This window comes from Limnobacter sp. 130 (assembly GCF_902506325.1).
Lineage (GTDB): Bacteria > Pseudomonadota > Gammaproteobacteria > Burkholderiales > Burkholderiaceae_B > Limnobacter.
This window is the reverse complement of sequence record NZ_LR732328.1, coordinates 470,561-488,961: the sequence shown is the minus strand read 5'-3', so window position 1 is coordinate 488,961 and position 18,401 is coordinate 470,561. Positions and strand designations below refer to the sequence as shown.

Sequence of the window (18,401 nt, the reverse complement as noted above, 5' to 3'; positions counted from 1 at the left end):
AATCTCCTTGAAAGTAAATCAATTATTGCGTTTTTTAAGCTGTGACCAAGGCCAATGCGGCCTCGGTGAATTTCTCGGTGGTCAACCCAAAGTGCTTGAACAAGGCACCCGCCGGGGCAGACTCACCGAAGGTGCTCATGCCCAGCACAGTGCCCTTCACGCCAGCCTGCGCAATGTACTTGTACCAACCATCGGTCATACCGGCTTCAATCACGGCGATCGGGGCTGTACCCAGCACTTCGGCCTTGTAGGCCGCGGACTGGCGATCAAACACATTGGTTGATGGCATTGAAACCACACGGGCAGCTATGCCTTTCTCGGTCAGTGCTTTTTGCGTGTTCATCGCAATTTCAATTTCTGAACCGGTGGCAATCAGGGTGACCTTGGCGTTTACTGCCTCGGCCAACACATAACCACCCTTGGAGATGGAGTTCAATACAGACTCGGAACGGGCCAGGAAAGGCAGGTTTTGGCGGCTGAACAGCAATGAACTAGGACCGTCTTGGCGCATCACTGCACTGTTCCATGCAGCCATCGATTCAACTGAATCGGCCGGGCGCCACACGTCCATATTGGGCAGCAAACGCAAAGTGGCAGCGTGCTCCACGGGTTGATGGGTTGGGCCGTCTTCACCCAAGCCAATCGAATCGTGGGTGAACACGAAAATATTGCGCTTCTTCATCAGGGCAGCCATACGCAACGCATTGCGGCTGTAATCAGAGAAAGTCAGGAAGGTTGCACCAAAAGGAATGTAACCACCGTGCAGGGCCACACCGTTCAAGGCTGCGCTCATACCAAACTCACGCACACCCCAGTTAATGTGGTTACCCGCAGTAAAACCTTCAGCGTTTCGGCGCACAGCCACGCACTTGGCCCAGTTGGTCAGGTTTGAACCAGTCAGGTCGGCAGAGCCGCCCAGCAATTCGGGCAATTCGGCAGCCAGTAAAGTAATCGCGTTCTGGCTGGCTTTGCGGGTGGCAATGGTTTCACCCTTGGCAGCCACTTCAGCCAGCAGGCGTGCGGCGGTTTGTTCAAACTGATCAGGCAAATCACCGGCCATGCGGCGCTTGAATTCAGCAGCCTTGGCCGGGAATTTTGCGCTGTAGGCATCGAACAACTTGTCCCAGGCTGATTGGCGTGCAGCACCCTCTACCTGAGCATCCCAAGCGTTGTACACCTCGGCAGGAATCTCGAAGGGAGCATGTTCCCAGCCAATGGCGGCGCGGGTGGCGGCAATTTCAGCGTCACCCAGCGGTGCGCCGTGTACTTTGTCGGTGCCGGCCAAATTGGGCGAACCTTCGCCAATATTGGTTTTGCAGCAAATCAGGGTGGGGCCTTTGTCCAGCGCAGCGTTTTGTTTGGCCTGGGCAATGGCGGCATCCACCGCGTCTACATCGTGACCATTCACGTTGGGAATCACGTTCCAGCCATAGGCCTCGAAGCGCTTGGGTGTGTTGTCGGCAAACCAGTGTTCAACTTCACCGTCAATCGAAATGCCGTTGTCGTCGTACATCACGATGAGCTTGGACAAGCCCAAGGTACCCGCCAACGAGCAGGCTTCGTGGGAAATGCCTTCCATCAGGCAACCGTCGCCCAAGAACACATAGGTGTTGTGATCCACCACCGGGAAGCCGGCTTCGTTGAACTCAGCAGCCAGCAGTTTCTCAGCCAACGCAAAACCCACTGCATTGGCAATACCCTGCCCCAAGGGACCCGTGGTGGTTTCAATACCGGGGGTAATGTCCACTTCGGGGTGGCCCGGTGTTTTAGAATGCAACTGGCGGAAATTCTTCAATTCCTCGATCGGCAGGTCGTAACCGGTCAAGTGCAGCAACGCGTATAGCAGCATGGATCCATGGCCGTTGGACAAAACGAAGCGATCGCGATCGGCCCAAAGGGGATTCTGCGGGTTGTGCTTCAAGTGGCGAGCCCAAAGGGCAACGGCGATTTCGGCCATGCCCATAGGCATGCCAGGGTGGCCGGATTTGGCGGCTTGAACTGCATCCATGGCGAGCGCGCGAATCGCGTTGGCCATGTTCTTTGACGGTGAGGACATAGGTATGGGGATTGAGGGTTATGCCTGTGGCAAAGTTGGAAAAAAATGAATTTTATCAAAGCTATCCCAATAAAGCGCGCCCTTGCGGACAAACCATTGAATAAAGACGGGAAAACATGAAACACGACCAAGGCAAGCGTCTACCTCGCTTCCTGCTAGAACACTGCAACAGCGTGGGCCAAGTGCTTGATCTGTCTGACGACTTGATGCATTACGCGTCCAGAGTTTTGCGCCTGCGCGAAGGCGAAGCGCTGCGGGTGTGGAACGGAAAAGGTTGTGAGTACAACGCCACAGTTCACTATGTATCCAAAAAACTGGCGCAAATCCATGTGGGCGAAAAACTGGCAGTGCGCAATACCGAATTGAACCGACAAGTCCATGTACTTCAAGCGCTGCCAGAAGGCGACAAAATGGATTGGGTGCTTGAAAAATGCACAGAATTGGGCGTAGCTGGCTTTCAACCGGTTCAGGCCCAGCGCAGCGTGGTTAAACTGGAAGGTGAGCGGGCTGCCAAAAGGCAAGCCCACTGGGAAAGGGTTGTTTTGGCGGCTAGCCTGCAAAGCGAACGGGAACAACTGCCCTTCGTTGAACCTGTCAGGTCACTTTCCGCAGCCTTGGAATACGCTGCGCAAAGCTGGCCCAACGCGCAAGTGCTTTGGTTTACGCCACAGGCCGAGGAATCGTTGAAAAACTGGTGTCTCGATGCCAAAACTGGTGAGCCTCTTATTGTTTGTGTGGGACCAGAGGGCGGCTGGTCACCAGAGGAAACCAATACGGCAAGGCAGCTTGGTGCCCTACCCCTGAATTTTTCGCGACGCGTGTTGCGAACCGAAACATTTGCAGTGGCTTGCACGGCACAGCTGACAGCCTTGCTGAACCTTGAATCAGACTAACCAGAGAGACGGACATGAGCAGTAACGTGAGCAATGAGGCAAGCAATCAAGTGAGCAAGCAGTTCCAATTCAAGAACCCGAGCTTGTTGCAAACCAATCCCTTTGTGTATGGCAGTTTCCATGAATGTGAAAAAGACTTTCCGGTGGACAATCCCTCAACGGGTGAAACCATCGCGCAGGTTGGAAACACATCGATTGCCCTAGCCCACGATGCCATTTTGTGTGCTGAAAAGGCCTTGGCCAGCTGGCGCAACACCACGGCCAAAAGCCGTGCGCAAATGATGCGCAAGTGGTTTGACCTGATTATCGACAATGCCGATGACCTGGCCTTTCTCATGACACTGGAGCAAGGCAAACCGCTTTCAGAAGCCAAAGGCGAGGTAATTTACGGCGCAAGCTTTGTGGAATGGTTTGCCGAACAGGCCAAACGAATTGAAGGCAGTGTGCTGGAATCGCCACAATTGGGCCGGGAGTTGCTGGTGTTGAAGCAAGGCATTGGCGTGTGCGCAGCCATTACGCCCTGGAATTTTCCGATCGCCATGATCACCCGCAAAGTAGCCCCTGCACTGGCTGCAGGCTGTACAGTGGTGATCAAACCTGCCGAGCAAACCCCGCTCAGCGCGCTGGCCTTGGCTGAACTGTCGCGTCAAGCAGGAATTCCCGCCGGGGTTCTCAATGTGATCACCGGCGATGCGGACCGTTCCGTGGAAATTGGCAAGGTACTCTGCGAAAGCGATGTGGTTCGAAAACTCACCTTCACGGGCAGCACCGAGGTGGGCCGAATCCTGATGCAACAGTGCGCCCCAACCATCAAAAAACTCAGCCTTGAACTGGGTGGCCACGCGCCATTCATCGTGTTCGAAGACGCAGATCTGGACAAAGCTGTCGATGGCTTGATCGCGTCTAAATTCCGCAATGCGGGCCAAACCTGCGTGTGCACCAACCGCATTTATGTTCAACGCAGCGTGCAACAGGCTTTTGCAGAAAAACTGCACGCCAAGGTGGCCAAGCTGGAAGTGGGCGATGGCCTGAAGACCAAAGCCAGTATTGGCCCCATGATCGACGACCAAGCGATTGCCAAAGTTCAAAAACATGTGGATGACGCGCTTGCAAAAGGCGCAAAATTGCTGCACGGCGGCAAACCGCACACCTTGGGGGGGCGCTTTTTCGAGCCAACCTTGATCGACAATGCAGACCACCGCATGCTGGTGGCGCAAGAAGAAACCTTTGGCCCACTGGCAGCAATTTTCCCATTCGACACCGAAGAGCAGGCGATCAACTACGCCAACAACACGCCCTACGGCCTGGCCGCCTACTTCTACACCGAGAACTCTGCGCGCACCTTCCGGGTGGGTCGAGCGCTCGAGTACGGCATGGTAGGCATTAATGTGGGCGTATTCTCCAATGAAGTAGGGCCTTTTGGCGGCGTGAAGCAATCGGGCTTGGGGCGAGAAGGCTCTGTGTGGGGCATTGAAGAATTCCTGGAAATGAAGTACCTGTGCATTGGCACGCTCTGAGTTCGAAAGCCCCGGTAACCATTACAATACGGGGCAATCGACGTACAAAAAATTGAATCACGAAGGACACCGGCGCACATGCACAAGAAACCGCTGACGTTTCAACAGGCCATTCTGACCCTGCAAAACTATTGGGACCACCAAGGTTGTGCCTTACTGCAACCTTTCGACATGGAAGTGGGCGCAGGCACCAGCCACACCGCCACATTTTTGCGCGCATTGGGCCCCGAGCCCTGGAATGCAGCCTATGTGCAGCCATCGCGCCGGCCCAAAGACGGCCGTTACGGCGAAAACCCAAATCGCATGCAGCACTACTATCAGTTCCAGGTGGTGCTAAAGCCTTCGCCCGAAAACATCATTGATTTGTACCTGGGTAGCCTGGAAGCACTGGGTATCGACACCAAGCAAAACGACATTCGTTTCGTTGAAGACAACTGGGAAAACCCAACGTTGGGTGCCTGGGGTCTGGGCTGGGAAGTGTGGCTCAACGGCATGGAAGTGACCCAGTTCACCTATTTCCAGCAGGTTGGCGGTCTGGATTGCGCGCCAATTCTGGGCGAAATCACCTATGGCATTGAACGCCTGACCATGTACCTGCAAGGCAAGGAAAACGTGTACGACCTGGTGTGGACTGAACGCGAAGAAAAAGGCGTGATGAAAACACTGACCTACGGCGATGTGTTTCATCAAAACGAAGTGGAACAATCCACCTACAACTTCGAGCACAGCAATGCCGACATGCTGTTTCGCCACTTCGGCGAATACGAGGCGGAAGCAAAGCACCTGATTGAAGTCGGCCTTGCCCTGCCCGCCTACGAGATGATTCTGAAAGCCGCGCACACCTTCAACTTGCTGGACGCACGCGGTGCCATTTCAGTGACCGAGCGCGCAACCTACATTGGCCGAATCCGCAATTTGTCGCGTGCCGTGGCGCAAGCCTACTTTGATTCACGCGAAAAGCTGGGTTTCCCAATGTGCGATACCCCCAATACACAAGCCGCCTAAAACACGTGAGACCCATGAATTCAACACTACTGGTTGAGCTGTTTACCGAAGAGCTCCCACCCAAAGCACTGCAAACACTGGGCAACGCATTCTCTGAATTGCTCAGCAAAACCCTGCGCGATGAAGGCCATCTTTCTGATTCCAGCGTGATCGAGGGCTTTGCCAGTCCACGCCGTTTGGCCTGCCGCATTACCAACGTGGCCGCAATCAGCCCCGAGAAAAAAATTCAGGAACGTTTGCTGCCCGCGAAAATTGGCCTGGATGCGAACGGCCAACCCACGCCACCCTTGCAGAAAAAACTGGATTCCCTGGGAATGGGTGCGATCAGTGTGGATCAACTGGAAACCATCAATGACGGCAAGCAAGATGTATTGCACATTTCACGCACGCAAGCGGGCAAGGCACTTGATGAATCGCTGAACAAAGCGCTGGAAGCTGCCACCACCAAGCTGCCCATTCCAAAAGTAATGAGTTACCAGCGCCCCGATGGCAGCACCGTGCATTTTGTGCGCCCTGCCCACCGCTTGATTTGCCTGCATGGCAACCACGTAGTGCCCGCGCAAGTGCTGGGTTTGGAAAGCGACCGCATCACCTTGGGTCACCGTTTCCTGAGCAGCGGCGTGGTGAACATTGCCAGCGCCGACAGCTATGAAGCGCAACTTGAAACCGAAGGCAAAGTAATGGCCAGTTTCGAGAAACGCAAAGCCGCCATTGAAAAAGCCCTGAATGATCAAGCTGCAGGCGACAAAGTGGTGCAGCCCGAAGACTTGGTCAACGAGGTGTGTGCGCTGGTTGAATGGCCCGTGGTGTACGAAGCCGGTTTCGAAAAAGAATTTCTGGAAGTGCCGCAAGAGTGTTTGATTCTGACCATGCAGGCCAACCAGAAGTACTTTGCCATTACCGACCAGAATGGCAAGATGAAAAACCGCTTCTTGCTGGTTTCAAACCTGCTGACGCACACCCCCGAACTGATCACAACAGGCAACGAACGCGTGTTGCGCGCACGTTTGGCCGACGCGAAATTCTTCTTCGATCAAGATCGTAAAAAATCACTGGAAAGCCGCTTGCCCGGCTTGGCCAACGTGGTGTACCACAACAAGCTGGGTACACAGAAAGACCGCAATGGCCGCCTGGTTGAACTGGCTGCAGCGCTTGCCCCAGTGTGCGGCGCCAATGTGGAGCAAGCCAAGCGCGCAGCACTGCTGTGCAAAGCCGACCTGCTGACCGACATGGTTGGCGAGTTCCCCGAACTGCAAGGCAATATGGGCGAACATTACGCCCGGCACGATGGCGAACACGCCGATGTAGCCCAGGCAATTGCTGACCATTACAGCCCTCGCTTTGCTGGCGACCAATTGCCCCGCAACCCGGTGGGTGTGGCTGCTGCGCTGGCCGACAAACTGGAAACCCTCGTGGGCATTTACAGCATCGGCTTAATCCCCACTGGGGACAAAGACCCCTTTGCATTACGTCGCCACGCCTTGGGCGTGATTCGAATGGTGATCGAAAAAAATCTGAAACTGGATTTAATTGATGCACTGAACAAGGCCAGCAGCCTGTTCACAGAATTTCCCGACTTCAAACAAAGCGTGGAAGGCATTGCCGGCTTTATTCAAGACCGACTGCGTGGCTACCTGAAAGACCAGGGCTACTCCACCGCCGAGGTTGAGTCAGTGCTTAGCCAGAATCCAAGCCAGTTTGCCGACTTGCCCAAACGCCTGGAAGCTGTGCGTGCTTTCTCGCAACTACCGGAATCGCAAGCATTGGCAGCCGCCAACAAGCGAATCACCAATATTTTGAAGAAGACAGAAGTCACTTCTTCCAAGGTGGACGCAACCCTGTTGCAAGTCGATGCCGAAAAAGCACTGGCCGCACAAGTCAAAGAAGTGGAACCAAACGCCACCAAGGCATTCGAGCAAGGGGACTATCAACAGGCACTGCTGGTTCTCGCGCCCTTGAAGGCCAATGTAGACGCCTTCTTTGAAAACGTGATGGTGATGGACAACAATGAAGCACTAAAAAACAACCGCCTCGCCTTGTTGAAACACATGCATGGTTTGATGAACCGCGTGGCCGACATTTCACAATTGGCCGCTTAAGACCTGAACACTGAGCAAGGACAAGCCCATGAAACTCATCGTGCTGGATCGGGATGGCGTCATCAACGAAGACTCGGATGAATACATCAAATCAGTGGATGAGTGGATCCCCATTCAAGGCAGCATGGAAGCCATCGCACGGTTGAACCGCGGCGGTTATCGGGTGGTGGTAGCCACCAACCAAAGTGGTATTTCGCGCGGCATGTTCGATCTTGAAACCCTGTCGGCCATGCACAAAAAAATGCATGATCTCGCAGGCCAGGCAGGCGGCCATATCGAGGGCATATTCTTCTGCCCGCATGGCCCAGACGACAAATGCAACTGCCGCAAACCCAAACCCGGGCTGTTTCAGGAAATTCAGGCACGCACTGGTTTTAATCTTGAAGGTGTGCCTTGCGTGGGCGACTCGCTACGCGACCTGCAAGCAGGTAGCAGCCAGGGCTGCAGCACATTCTTGGTAAAAACAGGCAAAGGAAAAAAAACCCTGGAAAAAAGCAAAGAAGAATTGCCCAAAGGCACCTTGGTGTTCGACAATCTGACAGCTGTCGCCGAGCACTTGGTGCCTGACGATCCTTTCGCAAACAATCGATAACAACTAAAACTTTTCGGAGGCCTGTGGTGAGATCCGTCATTGGTTCTATCCTGTTTTTCGTCTACGTGGTGGTGTACACGCCCATTCATGCGACCTTGCTGCTGCTGGTTTCACCATTTATCTCAATTCGCAACCGCTATGTGTTTGCCTGTTGGTGGAATGCCTTGAACATTGAAATGTTGCGCCTGCTGTGCAACATTCAATACAAAGTAGAGGGCATGGAACACCTGCCCAATACCGGCGCAATCATTCTGGCCAAACACCAGTCGGCCTGGGAAACTTTTGGCATCCCCGCACGCCTGTTGCCACGCCAACTTTGCCTGGTTTACAAAAAAGAACTTCAATACGTGCCCTTTTTTGGCTGGGCCTTGTGGGTATTGCGCATGGTGCCTATTGATCGGAAAAATGGCGTTGAAGCTTTTGAGCAGGTCAAAACCATGGCCGGGCAACGCATGAAAGAAGGCGCCTGGATGATGTTTTTCCCTGAAGGTACACGCGTTCCTGTGGGTTACAAACGCCGCTATAAAACCGGCGGTACGCGCCTTGCAGTTGCAACAGGTACACCAGTGGTGCCAGTAGCGCACGATGCTGGCGAATACTGGAAGCGCAAAGGATTTTTCAAGAAGGCCGGCACAGTGACCTTGCGATTTGGCCCGCCCATTTCACCTGAAGGGCATGATGCCCAAAGCCTGATGGACGTGGTCGAAGAATGGATTGAAAACGAAATGCACAAAATCAGCCCACACCGCTACACCAGCGCTGAAACACCACTGGTGGGTAAAGGCGACCAATAAACCATGCGATTAACAGCAGCACCCAGCCCCACTGAAGTTCGCAGCATTGAACTGCCGTGGGGTTTGTGCAGCTATATTCTGAAACGCAGTAAACGCAAATCGGTCGGCTTTCTAATCGGCGATCATGGCCTGCAAATTTCGGCCCCCCTTCGGCTTTCCATCACCGAACTCCAAAGCATCATCGCCTCCAAATCTACGTGGATCGAAAAACGCCTAAGACAATGGGAAACGCGAAGCAAACAGACAATCTCCTTGTCAAGCTTGCTCGATGAAAGTAAACCGATTCCGATTCGAGGCGAGCCCTACCAAATTGAAACCTTGCCAGCACGCAGCAAACCCATGCTGAATCCCTGGACAAAAAGCATTGCCCTGCCCGCTTGCGAAAATAGCGTGCAGCGTGACAAGGCCATTGAAAAACTATTGAAATCGCATGCCAAAGAAGTGTTCACGCACATGGCCACCAAACTGTTTGAACGCCAGGCAGCGGCGCAGCGTTTGCCTCATTTCTCAATTCATTTGAGTAGCCCAAGTTCACGCTGGGGGAGTTGCAACAGCAAACGCGAAGTGCGCCTGAATTGGCGCCTGGTGCATTACCCGCCGCAACTGATCGAATATGTGATCGCACACGAACTGGCTCACCTTGTTGAAATGAATCACAGCGCGCGCTTTTGGGCTGTGGTTGAAAGCCTGATGCCCGATTACCAAACACCCCACAAAGCGCTGTCCAGAATGAACCCTGCCGAGGTACCCGTATTATGAGAATTCTTCACACCATGCTGCGCGTTGGCGACCTTCAACGCTCCATAAATTTCTACACGCAGGTCATGGGCATGAACCTGATCAGGACCACCGAACGACCCGATCAAGGTTATTCCTTGGCTTTTGTTGGCTATGGCAACGAACAAGACGGCGCTGTCCTTGAATTGACCTACAACCACGGTGTGGATAGCTACGATTTGGGCACTGCGTACGGCCACATTGCAATCGCAGTCAACAACGCTTACACACAATGCGAGCGAATTACCTCAGCTGGCGGAACAGTGACGCGCCCCGCCGGACCAGTGAAAGGTGGGAGTACTGTCATTGCGTTTGTTGAAGACCCTGATGGCTACAAAATTGAATTAATACAAATATCGCAATCACATTGATTTCAATACATAAAAGCCCTTGCATTTCCACAAGGCACGCAAGGCCTTGCGGCCCACTTTGACAAACAGAAGTCAAGTAAAAAATTTCCGGTTTTTTCCTGATTTGGGCTCGAATAAAATCGCCCTGCCCGTTACAATGGGCTGCTCGAAATTTGCTTAAATTTTGTGCAACGTGCGCATCGCCCATTTAACACTTCCAAACAATCTGTTCCTTGCTCCAATGGCAGGTGTAACCGATCGTCCCTTCCGCCAGTTGTGCAAAAAACTGGGCGCGGGTCATGCTGTGTCGGAAATGGCCGCGAGCAACCCTGCACTGTGGAAAACAGACAAAAGCACGCGCAGGTTGAACCACTACGGCGAAACAAAACCAATTGCTGTTCAAATTGCTGGCGCCGACCCGGAAATGATGGCGCATGCCGCCGCCTACAACATTGAACGCGGCGCGCAAATCATCGACATCAACATGGGTTGCCCGGCCAAAAAAGTGTGTGCGGTTGCTGCGGGCTCTGCCTTGCTGCAAAACGAAGGTTTGGTCGAACGCATTTTGAAAGCAGTGCACGCCGAATGTGAACAACGCGGTGTGCCCCTTACTTTGAAGTACCGCACCGGTTGGTCACCCGAACACAAGAATGCAATACACATTGCGCAAATGGCGCAGTCTGTTGGTGTATCGCTTCTCACACTTCATGGTCGTACGCGCGCTTGCGGTTACATGGGCGACGCGGAATACGACACCATCAAGGCCGTGAAGCAGGCCGTCAACATCCCAGTGATCGCGAACGGTGACATCACCAGCCCCGAGAAAGCGAAATTTGTCTTGGATTACACGGGTGCAGATGGCCTCATGATCGGTCGGGCCGCACAAGGCAATCCCTGGATTTTTAGAGAAGTGCTGCATTACCTGAAAACGGGTGAACGCATTGATCCACCCACACTTGAAGAAGCCCATGAAGTCATGATGCATCACTTGCGTGATCACCATGAATTTTATGGAGAGAAAACGGGCCTGCTCACCGCCCGAAAGCATTTGCAGTGGTATCTTTGCGGCCCAGCCGGAAAAAACAACACCGTGGTCGACCAACTGATGTTGGCGCAAACCACAAGCGAACAATTGCGCATTGTTGATGAATTTTTTCTGAACTGGTTATCAAGCGGCCAGCAGTACTTCGCCGCTGCAAACGATTCACTCCAACCAACACCAAGAAGAAGATTGGCAGCATGAAACCCAATGACAGTGATCTAAGTCCCATCACCATTTCAGAGTGCATACGCAGCAATCTGGACAAGTTCTTTAACGACCTTGAAGGTGAATGTGCCAAGTCGGTATACGACATGGTGTTGTCTGCAGTTGAGCGCCCCATGCTGGAAGTGGTCATGGAAAAAGCCAACATGAACCAAACCATCGCAAGCCAGATGCTGGGTATTAATCGCAACACCCTGCGCAAAAAACTGCAACAGCACGGCCTCATCTGATTTTTAATTTTTACCGACCGCTTAACAACCGGCCCCCGATACCATGACATCAAATCCAACCATCAAACGCGCGCTACTCAGCGTGTCCGACAAAACCGGCATTCTTGAATTGGCCAAAGCACTGGCTGACCAAGGCGTGGAAATTTTGTCCACAGGCGGAACCGCCAAATTGCTCGCCGAGAAAGGACTCGTGGTCAAAGAGGTCAGCAGCCACACTGGTTTCCCGGAAATCATGGATGGCCGTGTCAAAACCCTGCACCCAAAAATTCACGGCGGTATTTTGGCGCGTCGCGATTTGCAAAGTCACCTGGACGCCATGGAAGAGCATGGCATTGGCGCAATCGATTTGGTGGCTGTGAATCTGTACCCCTTCGACAAAGCCACCGCCGGCGACAACGTGAAGCTGGAAGATGCGATTGAGAACATCGACATTGGTGGCCCCGCCATGGTGCGTGCCTCTGCGAAAAACTACACCGGTGTCACCATCATTGTCGACCCGGCTGATTACGGCAAAGTGATCGATGAAATCAAAAGCAACGATGGCGCAACCACGCTGAAAACACGCAGTGGTCTGGCGGCCAAAGCCTATGCGCACACCGCACGTTACGATGGTGCAATTGCTGCATTCCTGACCAGCCTGCAAGGCACCGAAGGCGCACTGGAAGACACACCCACACGCATTGAATACCCGGAAGTGCTCAGCATGCAGTTTCACAAAGTGCAAGACATGCGCTACGGTGAAAACCCACATCAAAGTGCCGCCTTTTACCGCGAGGCAAAAGCACCCGTGGGCCTGTTGGCCAACTACCGCCAACTGCAAGGCAAGGAACTCAGCTTCAACAATATTGCTGATTCCGACGCAGCCTGGGAATGCGTCAAAACATTCGACGCCCCCGCCTGCGTCATCATCAAACACGCCAACCCTTGCGGTGTGGCCGTGGCCGAAGGCCCGTTGAACGCCTATCACAAAGCGTTCAAAACAGACCCCACCTCCGCATTTGGCGGCATCATCGCTTTTAATCGCCCGGTCGATGAAGCCACGGCACAGGCCGTTGCAAAACAGTTTGTTGAAGTGGTGATTGCGCCCGCGTTCGACGAAGCCGCACGCGCCGTATTCTTTGCCAAGCAAAATGTTCGATTGCTGGAAATTCCTGTGGAAACCGGCATGCACAAATTTGATTACAAACGCGTGGGCGGCGGTTTGCTGGTACAAAGCCCCGATGAACGCAATGTGCTACAAAGCGAAATTAAAGTGGTCAGCAAACGCCAGCCCACCGAGCAGCAATGGGCTGATTTGATGTTTGCCTGGCGCTGCGCGAAGTTCGTGAAAAGCAATGCCATCGTATTCTGCAAAGACGGCATGACCATGGGTGTTGGCGCAGGCCAAATGAGCCGTGTCGATTCAGCACGTATCGCATCCATCAAGGCACAGAATGCAGGCCTTACTCTGGCTGACAGCGCTGTTTCATCCGATGCGTTCTTTCCCTTCCGCGATGGTTTGGACGTGGTGATCGACGCAGGCGCAAGCTGCGTCATTCAACCTGGTGGCTCCATGCGCGACGAAGAAGTCATTGCGGCTGCGAATGAGCGTGACATTGTCATGGTGCTTACTGGTGTGCGCCATTTCCGCCACTAAACGCATCACGCCCCCTACCCTACCGTGATGCGTATCCTTGGCATAGACCCAGGCCTGCGCATCACCGGTTACGGCGTGGTCGACATCATTGAAAGCCAGCAAATTTATGTGGCCAGTGGCGTGATCCGTTCCAATTCCGATGCTTCCCTGCCCGACCGTTTGCACACCCTGTTTTCGGGTTTGTGTGAACTGGCGGAACTGTATAAACCCCAAGTGGCCGTGGTTGAAAAAGTGTTTGTGAACGTGAACCCGCAATCTACCTTGCTACTGGGGCAAGCACGCGGCGCGGTGCTTACTGCGCTCACTCACAGCGGTTTGGCAGTAACCGAATACACGGCGCTGCAAATCAAGCAAGCCATTGTTGGGCACGGCAAAGCCAACAAAGAACAGGTACAGGAAATGGTCAAACGCCTTCTAAAACTACCTGCCCACCCTTCAGCCGATGCAGCCGACGCACTGGCCGCCGCATTAACGCACGCGCAAAGCAGCAAACTGCTGGGTGCACTGGCAGCCAAAGACCTGCCCACCAGTATTTTCAAAACTCGCACTCGAAAGGGCCGCACGAGCTGGAAATGAAATCGCTTGGCGTATAATCAATTTCAGTTTACTGTGCATAAAAACAGTGTGGAGACGCTGCAATGATTGGTCGCCTGAAAGGCACTTTGCTTGAAAAAAACGCCCCGTGGATTTTGCTCGACGTGCAAGGCGTGGGCTACGAATTGCAGGTGCCCATGAGCACACTGTTCAACCTGCCCGAAATCAACGCAAGTTGCACGCTGTTAACCCACCTTGTTGTTCGCGAGGACGCGCATACCCTCTACGGCTTTCAAAACATTGCTGAAAAAAACCTGTTCAAAACCTTGATCAAAGTTTCCGGCATTGGGCCGCGCACCGCATTGGCCATTTTGTCTTCCATTTCCACCAACGACTTTTTGCTTGCCGTGCAAAGTCAGGAAACGGCGCGTTTGGTAAAAATCCCCGGCATTGGCAAAAAAACTGCCGAGCGTTTGTTGCTTGAACTGAAAGGTCAAATCGTCGCTTTGGGCGGCACCGCGAACATTGCAGAAGGCATGCCATTGTCTGGCAGCAATCAAAGCGAAGTTGTTCAAGCCCTGTGTGCCTTGGGTTATTCTGACAAAGAAGCAGCGCTGGCCTGCAAAGGCCTGCCCGAGGGCACCAGTGTTACCGATGGCCTGAAACTGGCCCTGCGCAATTTGTCGAAAGGCTAACAGAGAACACCCACAATGATTGAACCCGATCGCCTGATCAGCCCCACCAAAACCACACATGCCGAAGAAGCGTTCGAGCGCGCCCTGCGCCCCAAGCATTTGGACGAGTATGTGGGGCAACAAAAAATTCGCGATCAACTCGACATTTTTATTGCTGCTGCACGCGCACGCAAGGAAGCGCTTGATCATGTGCTTCTGTTTGGTCCCCCCGGTTTGGGCAAAACCACTTTGGCGCATATTTTGGCCCGTGAAATGGGCGTGAACCTGCGTCAAACCTCTGGCCCTGTGCTTGAACGCCCTGGCGACTTGGCAGCGTTGCTGACCAACCTCGAAGCCAATGACGTGTTGTTCATCGATGAGATTCACAGGCTTTCGCCCGTGGTCGAGGAAATTTTGTACCCGGCGCTGGAAGACTATCAAATCGACATCATGATCGGCGAAGGCCCCGCCGCACGCAGCGTGAAACTTGATTTACAACCTTTCACACTGGTGGGTGCCACCACCCGTGCCGGCATGCTGACCAATCCGTTGCGCGACCGTTTTGGCATTGTTTCACGGCTCGAGTTTTACTCGCCCGAAGAGTTGTCCCGGATCGTTGCACGCTCAGCCAGTTTGCTGGACACACCTGCCGAGGCCAGTGGTTGCCTTGAAATTGCCCGCCGATCACGCGGTACACCACGTATTGCCAACCGGCTGTTACGCCGGGTGCGCGACTATGCCCAAGTGAAAGCTGATGGGGTAATTACAGCTGAAGTGGCCGATGCGGCACTGGTAATGCTTGATGTCGACAAAGTGGGCCTGGATCCCATGGACCGCCGCTTGCTGGAGACCATCATTCACAAATTTGGTGGTGGACCTGTTGGCCTTGAAAGCGTGGCGGCCGCCATTGGCGAAGAAAAAGACACCATTGAAGATGTGCTGGAACCCTACCTGATCCAGCAAGGCTACATTCAACGCACGCCGCGTGGGCGAATTGCCACGCTGAACACCTACGCACATTTTGGTCTGACTGCACCGGCCAGTTTGGCAGGTACGCATGCGGCGAATGTGCAGCAAGGCGACCTGCTGTAACACCGGCATTCAGGCGAAAGACCGGAACCCAATTTAATTGGGCTGTCCAACAAGCTGCGGGCGATCAATCCTCAGCCGCTTTCACCGGCTTACCCGCACCAACCTTGGCCGTGGCAGGCTTTCGAGCAACCGGCTTCTTGGCCACCGCCGGGCGTTTTTCACCAGCAGGTTTAGCAACTGCCTTGCTTGCAACAGCAGGCTCTGCTTTCTTGCTCTCCCACTTCACGCCCAAAGCCGCTTCAAGCTCTTCCAGTGCCTCGCCGGTGTACACCGACAAACGCTGCATGGAAGGCAAGGCATCGTGGTCACCGGTAAACGCCACATTGAACTGGCCGGAATAACTGACCACTGTAATGTTCAATGCCTGCCCGTGCGGAATCAGGGAAATCGGATAAAACTGCTCCAGGCGACAACCCGAAAAGTACAAGTCGCGCGATGGACCGGGCACATTGGAAATGACGGTGTTGAAAATTGGACGGGTTAAACCACCCAGACCCGACACCAATTGCAACATCATGGGGGCCATCAGCATAATGGTGTAGTTGTTGATCGCCTCCTTGGGCATGGCCTGCAAATTGGCTTTTGCCAATTGTGTTGACCGACGGATCTCTTTCAGACGCGTCAATGGGTCGCTTTCAGTGGTGAACAGGTTCGCAATGATAAAGCTGATGGCATTGCCGCCATCCAGGTCATCAGCAGGCCTTACCGACACGGGCAAGCCAGCCGTCAGAGACTCCGATGGCAAGGCATCGCGTTCCAGCAAATAGCGACGAATGGAGCTTGAACAAATTGCCAGAAAAATATCATTCACACTGACCTTGGCGGCCTCTGCAACAATCCGGATACGTTCCAGCGGATAAGTTTGAGTGGCCAATCGGCGGGCACCACCCACGCGTTTGTTCACAATCGACTTGGGTCCCGAGAACGGCGTAGCCAGTGCTGAGTCAGTGGGCTTGACCGCCTCCCGCATCAAGTCCATCAAGGCTCGGCCAGCGGCGGGCAATGATTGCCCGTTGAGCTTTGCCGCTTCCCAAGCCTCGCGCGCCTGGTCTGCGAAATGTTGCTGTTCGGTATTTTTTTTCTTTTTGCTGATGGTACCCACCGACCAGGGAGCAGGCAGGGCCATGCTTTCTTTGGCAGACTTGCCAAAAATTCGCTCCATCAGTCGCATGCCGCCCACGCCGTCCATCAGCGAATGATGCATTTTGGTGTACAGGGCAAACCGGTTGCCGTAAAGCCCTTCAATCAAATGCATTTCCCACAGCGGTTTGCGAAAATCGAGCGGATGAGAATGTAAACGGGAAATCAAGGTTCCCAATTCACGCTCGCCTCCGGGCGCAGGCAAGGCGCTGTGCCGGAAGTGGTAATCCAGATCGATTTTGTCGGCCTCGATCCACTTGGGCATTAATGTGAGCAGGCGCGGACTGGACAAGCGGTAGTTAAAAGGCGGTGCGAATTCCAGAGAACTGCGAAGCATTTGGACAATTCGGGCAATCGCCTGCTGGGACGTTTCACCTTCGGGAACTGTAAAAACTGCCATGCTACCCACGTGCATGGGTGCTTCTTTTGATTCAACATACAGCCAGGATGCATCCAGCAAAGGGATATTTCGTGCCATGTCAGCGGTCTCCACTTCTCGTTGTTATTTGAATATGAATATTTAATTAATTTAATAGTGGCAGGATCCCACAACCCCAAGAGGCAGCCCTACTCCTGCTTACAATACCGTTAGCATACTAGAGACGGGCCATTTAATGACATTCAAGTATTCACTGCGTGTGTATTTCGAAGACACCGATGCGGGCGGCATTGTGTATTACGGGAATTACCTCAAGTTCATGGAACGCGCTCGAAGCGAATGGTTCCTTCAGCAAAGCATTGGCATGAAATCGCTGATGAATGACCATCATTTGGTCTTCGTTGTCAGCCGAACTGAATTGAACTACCTACGCTCTGCTAAACTTGAGGATATACTTGAAATATCGACGGAACTTACTGAACTTAAGCGAGTTTCTGCAGTCTTCAAACAAACCGTAACGCGCAACGGCGAAGTGCTGTGCGAGGGCAAAACCAAAGTGGGCTGTGTCAACACTGAAACTTTGAAACCCAGTGCAATACCGCCTGCCGTGTACGCGCAACTCAACCAATTGATGCCCTAGTGCGTTACAAGACTCAAATCATTTTCCTTACCGCGGATTGTTAATGGATATCTCTACCGACATGTCGTTCATTTCCCTGATCGCAGAGGCCAGTCTGGTTGTTCAGCTGGTCATGTTGATTTTGGTCATGATTTCCCTCATTTCCTGGGCCACCATTTTCAAGAAATGGGCGGTACTCAAGCGAACCAAGCAACAAGCCGACAAGTTCGAAGAAGAATTCTGGTCAGGCGGCGATCTCAACACGCTGTTTCAGCGAGCTGGCATGCGCAGAAACGATGCAGGCCCACTCGAGAGAATTTTCGAGGCCGGTATGAGCGAATTTCTTCGCGCTCGCGACAAAAAAGGCCTGACCGATTATTCGCTGATCATTGACGGCGCCCGCCGTGCCATGAAAGCCGCCTTTCAGCGCGAAAATGAAATCCTTGAACGCAACCTGCCATTCCTGGCATCGGCCGGCTCAGTCAGCCCCTACATTGGCCTGTTCGGAACCGTTTGGGGCATCATGCATGCCTTCGTGGGCCTGGCCAACGTGCAGCAAGCCACGCTTGCATCGGTCGCACCAGGCATTGCAGAAGCCCTGATTGCCACCGCAATTGGCCTGTTTGCCGCCATTCCCGCTGTTGTGGCCTACAACCGCTATGCCAACGACATTGATCGTTTGTCCACCCAGTTTGAATCTTTCGTTGAAGAGTTTTTGAATATTCTGCAACGTCAGCACTAATGCCAGCA

18 protein-coding genes are annotated in these 18,401 nt (G+C 53.5%); 16 read left to right on the top strand and 2 right to left on the bottom strand.

The window, feature by feature from the left end; genetic code table 11:
• Nucleotides 1-34: 34 nt before the first annotated feature.
• Nucleotides 35-2,035 (bottom strand): transketolase, encoded by a 2,001-nt coding sequence (gene tkt / locus FRIGORI9N_RS02345; RefSeq protein WP_236550780.1) that lies wholly within the window; start codon nucleotides 2,033-2,035, stop codon nucleotides 35-37.
• Between the two features lie 137 nt (nucleotides 2,036-2,172).
• Between tkt and FRIGORI9N_RS02340 the strand changes: the two genes are divergently transcribed.
• From FRIGORI9N_RS02340 to ruvB, 14 genes are all read left to right on the top strand, one after another.
• Complete coding sequence (locus FRIGORI9N_RS02340; protein ID WP_159568295.1) at nucleotides 2,173-2,949, top strand: 16S rRNA (uracil(1498)-N(3))-methyltransferase; 777 nt, start codon at nucleotides 2,173-2,175, stop codon at nucleotides 2,947-2,949.
• Nucleotides 2,950-2,963: 14 nt separating this feature from the next.
• The gene (locus FRIGORI9N_RS02335) at nucleotides 2,964-4,466 is read left to right on the top strand and encodes an NAD-dependent succinate-semialdehyde dehydrogenase (protein ID WP_201301394.1); all 1,503 of its coding nucleotides are present in this window, start codon (nucleotides 2,964-2,966) and stop codon (nucleotides 4,464-4,466) included.
• 78 nt (nucleotides 4,467-4,544) lie between these two features.
• Entirely contained in the window at nucleotides 4,545-5,471 is a 927-nt protein-coding gene (gene glyQ / locus FRIGORI9N_RS02330; RefSeq protein WP_159568294.1) for a glycine--tRNA ligase subunit alpha, read from the top strand.
• Nucleotides 5,472-5,485: 14 nt separating this feature from the next.
• The gene (gene glyS / locus FRIGORI9N_RS02325; protein WP_159568293.1) at nucleotides 5,486-7,570 is read left to right on the top strand and encodes a glycine--tRNA ligase subunit beta; all 2,085 of its coding nucleotides are present in this window, start codon (nucleotides 5,486-5,488) and stop codon (nucleotides 7,568-7,570) included.
• Between the two features lie 28 nt (nucleotides 7,571-7,598).
• Nucleotides 7,599-8,162 (top strand): D-glycero-beta-D-manno-heptose 1,7-bisphosphate 7-phosphatase, encoded by a 564-nt coding sequence (gene gmhB / locus FRIGORI9N_RS02320; protein WP_159568292.1) that lies wholly within the window; start codon nucleotides 7,599-7,601, stop codon nucleotides 8,160-8,162.
• 26 nt (nucleotides 8,163-8,188) lie between these two features.
• Complete coding sequence (locus tag FRIGORI9N_RS02315) at nucleotides 8,189-8,956, top strand: 1-acyl-sn-glycerol-3-phosphate acyltransferase (RefSeq protein WP_236550779.1); 768 nt, start codon at nucleotides 8,189-8,191, stop codon at nucleotides 8,954-8,956.
• A gap of 3 nt (nucleotides 8,957-8,959) precedes the next feature.
• A complete protein-coding gene (locus tag FRIGORI9N_RS02310) occupies nucleotides 8,960-9,715 on the top strand; it encodes a M48 family metallopeptidase (RefSeq protein ID WP_159568291.1) in 756 nt (251 codons plus the stop codon).
• Nucleotides 9,712-10,104, top strand: a complete 393-nt coding sequence (gene gloA / locus FRIGORI9N_RS02305; protein WP_159568290.1) for a lactoylglutathione lyase — start codon at nucleotides 9,712-9,714, stop codon at nucleotides 10,102-10,104. Before FRIGORI9N_RS02310 ends, gloA begins: the two co-directional genes overlap by 4 nt.
• A 172-nt stretch (nucleotides 10,105-10,276) precedes the next feature.
• Nucleotides 10,277-11,326 carry a tRNA dihydrouridine synthase DusB gene (dusB, locus tag FRIGORI9N_RS02300; RefSeq protein WP_256366097.1) on the top strand — a complete coding sequence of 350 codons (1,050 nt, stop codon included), beginning with the start codon at nucleotides 10,277-10,279 and terminating at the stop codon, nucleotides 11,324-11,326.
• Nucleotides 11,323-11,577, top strand: coding sequence for a Fis family transcriptional regulator (locus FRIGORI9N_RS02295; RefSeq protein WP_159568288.1), 255 nt, complete (start codon nucleotides 11,323-11,325; stop codon nucleotides 11,575-11,577). Before dusB ends, FRIGORI9N_RS02295 begins: the two co-directional genes overlap by 4 nt.
• A gap of 43 nt (nucleotides 11,578-11,620) precedes the next feature.
• Nucleotides 11,621-13,213, top strand: coding sequence for a bifunctional phosphoribosylaminoimidazolecarboxamide formyltransferase/IMP cyclohydrolase (gene purH / locus FRIGORI9N_RS02290; RefSeq protein ID WP_159568287.1), 1,593 nt, complete (start codon nucleotides 11,621-11,623; stop codon nucleotides 13,211-13,213).
• Nucleotides 13,214-13,240: 27 nt separating this feature from the next.
• Nucleotides 13,241-13,789: a crossover junction endodeoxyribonuclease RuvC gene (ruvC, locus tag FRIGORI9N_RS02285; RefSeq protein ID WP_159569561.1), complete on the top strand. Its 549-nt coding sequence runs from the start codon at nucleotides 13,241-13,243 to the stop codon at nucleotides 13,787-13,789.
• Between the two features lie 62 nt (nucleotides 13,790-13,851).
• Nucleotides 13,852-14,442, top strand: a complete 591-nt coding sequence (gene ruvA / locus FRIGORI9N_RS02280) for a Holliday junction branch migration protein RuvA (RefSeq protein WP_159568286.1) — start codon at nucleotides 13,852-13,854, stop codon at nucleotides 14,440-14,442.
• A 15-nt stretch (nucleotides 14,443-14,457) separates the two neighbouring features.
• A complete protein-coding gene (gene ruvB, locus FRIGORI9N_RS02275; protein ID WP_159568285.1) occupies nucleotides 14,458-15,513 on the top strand; it encodes a Holliday junction branch migration DNA helicase RuvB in 1,056 nt (351 codons plus the stop codon).
• Nucleotides 15,514-15,577: 64 nt separating this feature from the next.
• Here the strand turns inward: ruvB and FRIGORI9N_RS02270 are convergent, their stop codons facing one another.
• Entirely contained in the window at nucleotides 15,578-17,131 is a 1,554-nt protein-coding gene (locus FRIGORI9N_RS02270) for a wax ester/triacylglycerol synthase family O-acyltransferase (protein WP_159568284.1), read from the bottom strand.
• Between the two features lie 136 nt (nucleotides 17,132-17,267).
• Between FRIGORI9N_RS02270 and ybgC the strand changes: the two genes are divergently transcribed.
• The gene (gene ybgC / locus FRIGORI9N_RS02265) at nucleotides 17,268-17,672 is read left to right on the top strand and encodes a tol-pal system-associated acyl-CoA thioesterase (RefSeq protein WP_159568283.1); all 405 of its coding nucleotides are present in this window, start codon (nucleotides 17,268-17,270) and stop codon (nucleotides 17,670-17,672) included.
• Nucleotides 17,673-17,715: 43 nt separating this feature from the next.
• Entirely contained in the window at nucleotides 17,716-18,393 is a 678-nt protein-coding gene (tolQ, locus tag FRIGORI9N_RS02260; protein ID WP_040513351.1) for a protein TolQ, read from the top strand.
• Nucleotides 18,394-18,401: the final 8 nt, after the last annotated feature.